This is a genomic window from Pseudomonas sp. 05T35 (genome assembly GCF_056396605.1).
The window spans coordinates 1-1,683 of the sequence record NZ_JBFTLU010000669.1 but is presented as its reverse complement, the minus strand read 5'-3'; the positions used below and the strand labels follow the sequence as shown (position 1 = coordinate 1,683).

Genomic DNA, 1,683 nt, shown 5'->3' with positions numbered 1-1,683 from the left:
CGCCGATACTGCGACACGCCGATATAGGTCTGCACGCGCGCAATTTCCTCTGAGAAAAAGGCATCGGGCAGCGCCTGCTCTGCCAGTTCAGCAGCCTTGGACCAGCCGCCAGGAACATTCCAGTACGAATCCATGTCTTGGATCTGCTCGACTATCGTGCGCTCACGGAACAGTGGTGGTGCGCTTTGCCATTTCAGCGCCGCGAACAAACTGCGCACTTGTTCAGTTGCTTGGGCTTCGTCTCGCGATCTGAAAATCACATTGATGTCCATGCGCCAGTCGCCGTTTAACGCTATCCAATGAACATTGACGCATTGCTCGCCGTCACACTCCTCTTGCCTCCCTAGTTTGACGGATGTCAGGCCGTTGAAGGGGAGATCGGGCATTGCCGATGCAAGCGCCTGTGCCTCATGCTGTCCCTGATAGGACTTGCCCCATTCCTGCCGTTGTGCGGCGCTCTGCTTGCGTTGTGTTTCGTCATAGGACAGCGAAATCTCGGCGCTTAGGTGGCTGTCCGCCAACACCTGTGTATAGAGGACGCGGGTGATGAAATCCCGTTTCTTTGCTGGCTCAAACTCCGTCAGCTTCCACTGTCCCAGCATTAGTGGCATCGAGAAGTCAGCCAGCTCGTAATGCAAGCGCGGTTCGTCCAGCGACAAGCGCCATAGACCGGGATCGGGGCTCGCGACCGCGAATAGCTTTTCCTGCAGGCGTGCGACCTCTGCTCTTTCACCCGCCATCATGCTTGCTTCGATTGCCAGGCCAAGCATGTTCGTGCTGCGGCTGTCGCGCCTGCCCGTCGACCCGGCAGATGCTGCTTTCTGCTCCCAATACGCAATCTGCTCTTCGGCGGCTTTCCGGGCCTCGTCGTATCTCCCCTGCTTGTGCAACAGGTTGACGAGCAGGACGCCCGCATCTAGCTCGGTGAAATCCAGGGCGCTGCTCTTGCGACCAGCCTCCATAGCCGCCCGGGCTGCGACCGTGGCCTCCGCCAATGACTCCTCGCTGCTCAGGCGTTGTGCCTCGCGCATAAGCCCAGCAGGGCTTGGTACCCGGGACTCCGCCTGAACCGCTGACGCCGTCCAGGCGGCGATGCTGGTTGACAACAGGACTGCGGCAAAGATGGGCCAGTTTCGGCTTCGTTTTGAATTCTTCATATTTGTCTCTCTGGCACATGCTTAATGGGCTTGTTGCATAGACGTGTAAAAACGCGCTGTTCGGTGCAAAGGCGTCGACAGGAACTTTTAACCCGTATTACTTCATTCTTTAACGCGCCAGGGATGTCGATGAGAGTACTGACTATCAATCACGCGGAGCTACCGTCCTCAGGTATGGCTTTGAATCGGTATATGGGAACCGTCCAGAGTTCGTTTGAAGGGGAGCCATGGCGAAAATACGTAATCTGAATGGCCCCCAAGCTCTCAAGAATCTCGAGACCTGAACTCACCGGGGCCGCTTGACTACCCATTTTTTTATAGCTGGGTCTATTGGCTGTTCGGCTTCAATCTCTGCCGGGGTTTGACTGATCGCCATACCGTTTCCACAGAACGCAGTGAACACATCCCCGTTGAAACTGTAGAGTTCGACACTCGTCACGGTCTCACAGGCATCACTCGCCACTATTTTTCGTGCGAGTTTGACCCGAGACGACTGGTAAGTGTCGTACCACTCCTTGAAATATGC

Annotated in this window: 2 protein-coding genes; both read right to left on the bottom strand. The window is 56.1% G+C overall.

Annotated elements, in window-relative coordinates; genetic code table 11:
• Nucleotides 1–1,157 (bottom strand): hypothetical protein (locus tag AC1DH9_RS28660; RefSeq protein ID WP_477809284.1); only part of this gene is annotated, 1,157 nt, incomplete at its 3' end.
• 286 nt (nucleotides 1,158–1,443) lie between these two features.
• A partial coding sequence (locus AC1DH9_RS28655; protein ID WP_477809283.1) for a hypothetical protein occupies nucleotides 1,444–1,683 on the bottom strand: 240 nt, incomplete at its 5' end.